Below are 7,671 nucleotides of genomic sequence, written 5' to 3'. Positions count from 1 at the left end.
GGACAATACCCCTTGGCGAGTGCAAACAGCCTGATCAAGACAGTTGCTCCCACAGGGTTATCAGCTTGCACTTCTCACTGTGGGAGCTGGCGTTGCCGGCGATAGCAATCTAGAGCGCACTGCGCAACCTGGCCAGGTCCCTAACCGGCGGCGCCCCATACAAGCGGCTGTACTCGCGGCTGAACTGCGACGGGCTTTCATAGCCCACCCGATAGCCTGCCACCGCCGCCTCAAGCCCGTCATTGAGCATCAGCCGCCGCGCTTCCTGCAGGCGCAGCTGCTTCTGGTACTGCAACGGGCTCATGGAGGTCACCGCCTTGAAACGGTGATGCAAGGTCGAGGTACTGAGGTTGACTTCGCGCGCCAGGTCATCGATGCGCAACGGCTGATGAAAGTGCTGGTTGAGCCATTCGATGGCTTGGCACACCCGATGGGTCTGGCTGTTGGCCATGGCAATTTCATACAGCCGGTAACCCTGCGGTCCTCGCAGCAGCCGGTAGAGAATCTCGCGCTTGATCAGCGGCGCAAGGATCGGGATATCCTTCGGCGAATCGAGCAAGCGAATCAACCGCAGCAGGGCATCGAGCAACAGCGGATCGGTACGCTCCACATACAGCCCACGGCCCGACGGCAAAGCCGGCACACCGAGGGGGCCGGCATCGGCCAACAGGTTGTTGATCTGCGCCGGATCAATGTTCAGGCGCACACCCAGGCTGGGGTTTTCCGGGCTGGCCTCCAGCAGCACGCCGCTGATCGGCAATGCCACCGACACCACCATGTAATGCAGCGGGTCGTACCTGTAGTGCTCGTCGCCCAGGCACACCTCCTTGCTGCCATGAGCCAGGATGCACAGTGCAGGCTCGGCCAGGGCCGGCATGGAGCGCACGCTTTCTTCGTAGCGCACCAGAAACAGGTCCTCAACCGCCGACTCGACGCCAGCCTGGCGTGGCGCATGGCGTTGGATGAGTACGGCCAGCTCCTGGCGCTGTTGTTCCAGGGCGGGGTCGAGGATCAGGCGGTCGGGCTCAATAGCAGACATGGGGGCGATTCCAGGGAGAACGACTGCAGGATAGGTTTGTGCAAGCCACGGCGCTAGTCGAAAGCTGCCGCCCGCTTGCCTGATCCTGCAAGGTGCGCAGGATCAGGCAAGCGCTCGACAGGAATTGCCTAACCGCCGCGCGGGCGGGAGGCCTAACCTGTGCAGCCTGGCAATTTCATCTGGCTGCACATGGAGAAACGCTCATGACCTCGGTACATTCGGTCACCCACCTTGCATTTATCCGCGCCAGCAGCGGTCGCTCAGAGGAACTGGGCGAGCGCCTGCGTGACCTGCTGGAGCCGTCGCGTCAGGCCCCCGGCTGCCTGAAGTTCAGCCTGCAACGCTCCCAGGCCGATGCCGACCTGTGGCTGCTCAGCGGCTTCTGGCGCGATCAGCAATCGATGAGCGGCTACTTCGCTTCACCGACCCTTGAGTTGTTTGGCGAGCTGGTGCAGGCGCGGGTGGTCGATAGCCTCGACCTGCATACCTTCGGCTCGCCTTGCGCAGGTTAGAATGCCGGTTTCAGGTAATTGATGTGGATTTGAAGCACATGGCACGTAAAGAATTTTCGCGGTTCGAAGCCGTATCGGCAGCTGTACGTGGCGACGACGGTTATAACGCCGCCATCGCCGTCAAAGGCCTGGGTGCCAGTGGCGCACCGCGCTTTCATAAGGTCCTTGAAGGGCAGCGTTTCCAGACTGCCCTGGCTGCTGACGAAGCGGCCTGCGCCGAACTTGAGCGCCTGCAGGGCGTCGATGACGACGCCGAACTGGTCTGGTAACTCAGCCGTTGACTTGCGGGCGGGCCATCTTGAACAGGTTGCCCAGTTCGAAGTAATCCGCCGGGCCGCCACCCCGCAGGATCGGCTGGCCTGCAGCGGTATCGTAGATGCCGTCCTTGAGCAGATGCTCGGCGATATGCACCGCCACCACTTCACCCAGAACCAGCCAGCTTGGCACCAGCGCCTGGTCAGCACGTTGCAGCTGGATGATCTGGGTGACCTTGCACTCGAATGACACCGGGCTTTCTTGCACCCGCGGCACGGCAATCACCCTGGACGCCACCGGGGTCAGCCCACTCAGGGCGAACTCGTCAACTTGCGGTGCAACCGCGGCGCAGCTCTGGTTCATCGCCTCGGCCAACGGCCGGGTGGCCAGGTTCCAGGCGAATTCGCCCGTCTGCTCGATGTTGTTCAGGCTGTCTTTGCGCCCGACGCTGGCGAAACCGACGATCGGTGGAATGTAGTTGAAGGCGTTGAAGAAGCTGTAGGGCGCAAGGTTCAGGCGACCTTCGGCGTCCTGGGAAGAAATCCAGCCAATCGGGCGTGGGCCGACGATGGCATTGAACGGATCGTGGGGCAGGCCGTGGCCTTTTGCCGGTTCGTAGTAATACATCTGCGCTGGCCCGAGGGCCTTCCCTGTGAGTAAGCGCCTAGTGTGCCAAGGCTTGGCCTTGCTGAAAATGACTAAGCCCGGCCGAGGCCGGGCTGACTGCGTCACATCAGGGCTTAGCTGATGCGGTGGGCCTGGGTGCGATCGAAACCGTCTTCAGCGAATTTGGCGCCGCCAGTGCGATCGAAACCGTCTTCTACATAAGTGGCCGGCTGGGTTGGCACGGCGTTGAAGTTGTGGGCGTTGGTACGGTCGAAGCCGTCTTCGGCGAAGGCGTTGGCAGCCAGTACCGAGAAGGCCAGGGTCAGGATCAGTTTGCTTTTCATGGTCGTTGCTCCGAGGTGGTGAGGGGTTGTTTGTTTCTATGGGTGTAATGCTACGCCGATAAAATTGATTAAAAAGCGCAAAAAATAACGTATAAGAATCTAAAAAGTAGATGTATTTGACGGCAGTTCGCCCTCATCGCCAGCAAGGCCATGCACGGACCTGTGGGAGCTGGCCTTGCCAGCGATGCAGGCGATGCGTCTACGCTATGAGTGAAGATTGAGGGTGTGGGATTAATTGCGGGTTAAAGCGCCATAAACAAAAAAAGGGGGCAATCCGCTGGCGGATGCCCCCTTTTTTCTGCCGATGACTGGGATCAGTCAGTGGTGATCCGCGAATGCTTGCGGGTGTCCTTCATGAACACATACACCAGCAACGAGCAGGCGATACAGGCGGTCACGTACCAGTAGTAGCCGGTCTCCATGCCGATGCTCTTGAACCACAGCGCCACGTATTCAGCGGTACCGCCGAAGATCGACACGGTCAGGGCGTACGGCAGGCCAACGCCCAGGGCGCGGATTTCGGTGGGGAACAGCTCGGCTTTGACCACCGCGTTGATCGAGGTGTAGCCGCTGACGATGATCAGCGCCGCCATGATCAGGAAGAACGCGCCCCACCAGGTCTGGATGGTGTGCAGGGTGGTGAGGATCGGTACGGTGCACAGCGTGCCGAGCACGCCGAAGGCGATCAGGATCGGACGGCGGCCGATCTTGTCGGAAAGGCTGCCGATGACTGGCTGCAGGCACATGAACAGGAACAGGGTGGCCGCCGAAATGGTGGTCGAGTCGCTGATGCTCATGCCCACCGTGTTCACCAGGTACTTCTGCATGTAGGTGGTGTAGGTGTAGAAGGCCAGGGTACCGCCCATGGTCAGGCCGACCACGGTGGCCAGCTCCTTCGGATGGCGCATCAGGGTGCGCATCAGGCTTTCCTTGGACTTTTCCTTCTTGGTGAAGGAGGCGGTTTCTTCCATGCCACGGCGCAGGTACAGGGCGACCACCGCACACAGGGCGCCGATCACGAAAGGCACACGCCAGCCCCAGGCATACAGCTGCTCGGTGGTCAGGGTCTGCTGCAGGATGATCAGCACCGCCAGGGCGATGAGCTGGCCGGAAATCAGCGTCACGTACTGGAAGCTGGAGAAGAAGCCACGGCGTTCCTTGGTGGCCATCTCGCTGAGGTAGGTGGCGGAAGTGCCGTACTCGCCGCCTACCGAGAGGCCTTGCATCAGACGCGCGATGACCAGCAGCACCGGCGCGGCGACGCCGATGGTTTCATAACCCGGGGTCAGGGCGATGACCAGCGAGCCTGCGCACATCAGCAGGACCGAAGCCATCAGCGCGGCCTTGCGGCCCTTGCGGTCGGCGTAGATACCCATCAGCCAGCCGCCGATCGGGCGCATCAGGAAGCCCACGGCGAAGATCGCGGCGGTGTTGAGCAGTTGGGCGGTGGTGTCGCCAGCGGGGAAGAAGGCTTTGGCGAAGTACAGGGAGAACGCGGCGTAAACGTACCAGTCGTACCATTCGACCATGTTGCCGATCGAGCCGCTGAAAATCGACTTGAGTCGGCTGCGGGTGGTTTTTTCCGCGGCGGGCGCAATGGCCGCCCCGGCGGGCAGAGTGCTGGAGTTATCCATCGAAGGGACCTTCATAGTTGTTTTTGTGGAGCGCGTCGAAACGCAGCCTGCCAGGGCTATAGCAGAAGCTGTGCCAGGTGCTGGAGGCCCGGTCTAGAAGGGTTGTACGGGTTTGATGAGCGGAAATCCGCCTATCCAAACGAGTGGGTAGGCGAAAATCCGCTTATGGCGATCAGCTGTGTCGATCAAGCAGGGCCGAGAAAATCTTCACGCAGCAGGCCGTGGCGCTGCATTTTTTCGTTGAGGGTGCGCCGCGGCAGTTGCAGCTCTTCCATCACCGCCTTGATCTCGCCCTTGTGGCGGCTGAGGGCAGCGCGCAGGCACTGGGCCTCGAAGGCTTCCTGCTGGGCGGCCAGCGATTGCCCGGCTTCGATTTCTGCTGCCGCCGGCTCGCCCAGCCCCAGGGCATGACGCTCGGCGGCGTTGGCCAGCTCACGGACGTTGCCTGGCCAGTCGTGACCCAGCAGCTTGCCCAGGTGCGCGCCACTGAGTACCGGCGCGCTACGGCCAACGCGCTCGGCGGCCAGGCGGGCAAAGTGGTTGAACAGCAGCGGGATGTCTTCGCGCCGGTCGCGCAACGGCGCCAGGCGCAATTCGGCGACGTTCAGGCGATACGCCAGGTCTTCGCGAAAGCGGCCGGCCCGGGCTTCTTCGAGCAGGTCGGGTTTGGTCGCGGCGATGATCCGCAGGTCGACGCTGATGCTCTGGTTGGCGCCCAGGCGTTCGAGCTTCTGCTCCTGCAACACGCGCAGCAGCTTGGCCTGCTGGGCCAGTGGCATGCTTTCGATTTCATCGAGGAACACCGTGCCGCCATTGGCATATTCGAGTTTGCCGATACGCTTGCCCTGGGCGCCGGTGAAGGCGCCGCTTTCATGGCCGAACAACTCGGCCTCGAACAATTGCTCGGGGATCGCCGCGCAGTTGAGAGCGACAAAGGGCTTGCCGGCGCGCGGGCCAAACTCATGCAGGCAGCGCGCGACCTGCTCCTTGCCGCTGCCGGTTTCGCCGCGAATCAGCACGTTGACCGGCAGGCTGGCGAGGTCCAGGACCTGCTTGCGCAACTGCTGCATGCCCTGGGACACGCCCAGCAGATCCGCCTCCAGGCGTACCTTCAAGTCGGCCTGTTCATGCAGGCGGCGGTTCTCCAGCACTAGCTGGCGTTTTTCCAGGGCGCGGCGCAGGCTGCCGAGCAGGGCTTCGGGGCTGAAGGGCTTTTCAAGAAAGTCGTAGGCGCCATTGCGCATGGCCTCGACCGCCATCGGCACATCGCCATGGCCGGTGAGCAGGATCACCGGCAGGTCGGCATCGCTGGCCTGCAGTTGTTCGAGCAATTGCAGACCGTCCATGCCGGGCATGCGCACATCACTGAGGACCACCCCGGGGAAGTGCCCGGGCAGTTGCTGGAGGCAGTCTTCGGCACGGCTGAACAGCTGCACATTGAAGCCGGACAGGCTCAGCCATTGCTCTACGGCGGTGCGGATGCTGGCTTCATCGTCGACGACCATCACTGAATTCAACATGCGGGTTCCGGGTCCATAGGCAAGGTCAGGCTGAAACGGGCGCCGCCGGGTTGGTTGTCGACCTGCAGGCGGCCGCCGGCTTCGTGAATGATGCCATAGGAAATCGCCAGGCCCAGGCCCAAGCCTTCGCCCACCGGCTTGGTGGTGAAGAACGGGTCGAAGACACTGGCCAGGTGCTCGACGGGAATACCGCCGCCGCTGTCGAGCACGCTCAGGCGCCAGTGGTCCCGTTCGGCATCGATGCGCACCTCAAGGCGTTTGTAGCTCTTTTCGGCCATGGCATCCAGGGCGTTGCGCAGCAGGTTGATCAGCACCTGCTCAAGGCGTATCGCATCGCCGCGCACCCAGGCCGGGCGGGCCAGGTACAGGGCGACGCTGACGTCTTCGGCGCGGATGCGCGCATCGAGCAATTGCAGCGCCTGGTCAACCACGGTGGCCAGGTCCAGGCGTTCGCGCAGGCCGCTGGGGCTGTTGCGGGCGAAGGTTTTCAGGTGCCCGGTGAGGGCCGCCATGCGCGTGAGCATCTGCTCCAGCGGCTCCAGGGCCTGGCGTGCTTCATCCAGGCGTTGGTTATCGAGCAGCAGGCGCAGGGTTGCCAGCTGCATGCGCTGGGTGGTCAGCGGCTGGTTGATCTCGTGGGCCAGCGCCGCCGACATCTGCCCAAGCGCCGCCAGCTTGGCCGATTGCACCAGGCCCTCCTGGGCGGTGCGCAAGTCGCGGGTGCGGGCTTCGACCAGGCGTTCGAGTTCTTCGCGGCTGCGTTGGCGCAGGCGGGCCAGGCGCAGGCGCTGGCTGATGAACAGCAGGGCGAACACCAGGCTCAGCCAGACCGCAGCGGCAGCCAGCGCGGCGTTGCGGCCATCTTCGCTGACCTGCGGCTTGCGCAGCAGGTGCAGGGTCCAGCCCTCGGCTTCCAGCGGCAGGCTTTCCCACAGGTAGTCGGTATTGCCCTCGGGGCCCTGCACGCGCATCAGGTGGCTGTTGGCGTCAAAGCTGCTGAGGATATGGTGCTGTAGCGGCACCAGCGGTTGCTTGTCGTACTGGCGGGTGGCGGCCAGTTCCGCGCGGTCGGCGCTGGTCAGCGCTTGCAGTTCGCGGTAGCGCCAGCCGTCCTGGTTGGCGATGAAGATGATCCCGCGGGCGTCGCTGACCAGGAGGATATCGCTGCCCTGGCGCCATTCGCGCTCAAGCTCGGGGAACTCCAGCTTGACCACCATGGCACCGAGGAAGCGGCTGTTTTCATCCTGCACGGCACTGGACAAAAAATAACCCGGCACGCCGCTGGTCACACCCACCGCATAGAAGCGGCCGCTGCCCTGGCTACGGGTCTGTTTGAAATATGGCCGGAAGCCATAGTTGGAGCCGACATAGGTGCTGGGCAGGCGCCAGTTGCTGGCGGCCACGGCCAGGCCGGTGCGGTCGAGCAGCTCGAGGGTCGAGGAATTGGCCGCACCGTTGATGCGCTCCAGCTTGCGGTTCAGGGCATCCTGCACCGGGCCTGCAACCGGGCCGCGCAAGGCGCTGATCAGTTCCGGGTCGAGGGCCAGCACCGCCGGCAGGGCGCGGTAACGTTCGATCAGGGTGTGCAGCGAGTTGGCATACAGCCCCAACTGCTCACTGGCCCGGCGGGCATCCTCGACCATCGACTGGCGCTTGGCGTGGTGCATGGCCCAGCCCGCGGTCAGCAAGGTGCCGGCGAGGATGAAGAACAGAATCAGGCCCAGACGCAGGGCGCGAAAGGAAGAAGGCATGGTGCAAGTC

7 protein-coding genes and 1 pseudogene are annotated in these 7,671 nt (G+C 63.2%); 2 read left to right on the top strand and 6 right to left on the bottom strand.

Going from position 1 to position 7,671, the window contains the following annotated elements; genetic code table 11:
* Window positions 1-109: 109 nt before the first annotated feature.
* Window positions 110-1,039, bottom strand: a complete 930-nt coding sequence (locus ABM562_RS24985) for an AraC family transcriptional regulator (RefSeq protein ID WP_134061495.1) — start codon at window positions 1,037-1,039, stop codon at window positions 110-112.
* 203 nt (window positions 1,040-1,242) lie between these two features.
* Here ABM562_RS24985 and ABM562_RS24980 point away from each other — a divergent pair, with 203 nt between their 5' ends.
* A complete protein-coding gene (locus ABM562_RS24980) occupies window positions 1,243-1,551 on the top strand; it encodes an antibiotic biosynthesis monooxygenase family protein (protein WP_115085524.1) in 309 nt (102 codons plus the stop codon).
* Window positions 1,552-1,589: 38 nt separating this feature from the next.
* Window positions 1,590-1,820: a hypothetical protein gene (locus tag ABM562_RS24975; protein WP_115085525.1), complete on the top strand. Its 231-nt coding sequence runs from the start codon at window positions 1,590-1,592 to the stop codon at window positions 1,818-1,820.
* Between the two features lies 1 nt (window position 1,821).
* Here ABM562_RS24975 and ABM562_RS24970 read toward each other — a convergent pair whose 3' ends face one another.
* The 5 genes and pseudogenes from ABM562_RS24970 to ABM562_RS24950 form a co-directional block, all read right to left on the bottom strand.
* On the bottom strand, window positions 1,822-2,433 hold the full coding sequence (locus tag ABM562_RS24970) for a flavin reductase family protein (protein WP_115085526.1): 612 nt from the start codon (window positions 2,431-2,433) through the stop codon (window positions 1,822-1,824).
* Between the two features lie 116 nt (window positions 2,434-2,549).
* A pseudogene (locus tag ABM562_RS24965) lies at window positions 2,550-2,756 on the bottom strand (heme utilization protein); the annotation flags it as partial.
* A 314-nt stretch (window positions 2,757-3,070) separates the two neighbouring features.
* Window positions 3,071-4,390, bottom strand: a complete 1,320-nt coding sequence (locus ABM562_RS24960; protein WP_115085528.1) for an MFS transporter — start codon at window positions 4,388-4,390, stop codon at window positions 3,071-3,073.
* Window positions 4,391-4,575: 185 nt separating this feature from the next.
* On the bottom strand, window positions 4,576-5,910 hold the full coding sequence (locus ABM562_RS24955; protein WP_460423693.1) for a sigma-54-dependent transcriptional regulator: 1,335 nt from the start codon (window positions 5,908-5,910) through the stop codon (window positions 4,576-4,578).
* Window positions 5,904-7,661: an ATP-binding protein gene (locus ABM562_RS24950; RefSeq protein WP_115085530.1), complete on the bottom strand. Its 1,758-nt coding sequence runs from the start codon at window positions 7,659-7,661 to the stop codon at window positions 5,904-5,906. The genes ABM562_RS24955 and ABM562_RS24950 overlap by 7 nt, the downstream gene beginning before the upstream one ends.
* Window positions 7,662-7,671 lie beyond the last annotated feature (10 nt).

It is taken from the genome of Pseudomonas sp. ZL2 (assembly GCF_054788455.1).
The sequence above is the reverse complement of the archived record's forward strand: the minus strand, read 5'-3'. Positions and strand labels throughout refer to the sequence as shown.

Bases quoted from the DNA above. Each gene is read 5' to 3' on its own strand.
- ABM562_RS24950 (WP_115085530.1), bottom strand. From the start codon at position 7,661: ATGCCTTCTTCCTTTCGCGCCCTGCGTCTGGGCCTGATTCTGTTCTTC.
- ABM562_RS24955 (WP_460423693.1), bottom strand. From the start codon at position 5,910: ATGTTGAATTCAGTGATGGTCGTCGACGATGAAGCCAGCATCCGCACC.
- ABM562_RS24960 (WP_115085528.1), bottom strand. From the start codon at position 4,390: ATGGATAACTCCAGCACTCTGCCCGCCGGGGCGGCCATTGCGCCCGCC.
- ABM562_RS24975 (WP_115085525.1), top strand. From the start codon at position 1,590: ATGGCACGTAAAGAATTTTCGCGGTTCGAAGCCGTATCGGCAGCTGTA.
- ABM562_RS24970 (WP_115085526.1), bottom strand. From the start codon at position 2,433: ATGTATTACTACGAACCGGCAAAAGGCCACGGCCTGCCCCACGATCCG.
- ABM562_RS24980 (WP_115085524.1), top strand. From the start codon at position 1,243: ATGACCTCGGTACATTCGGTCACCCACCTTGCATTTATCCGCGCCAGC.
- ABM562_RS24985 (WP_134061495.1), bottom strand. From the start codon at position 1,039: ATGTCTGCTATTGAGCCCGACCGCCTGATCCTCGACCCCGCCCTGGAA.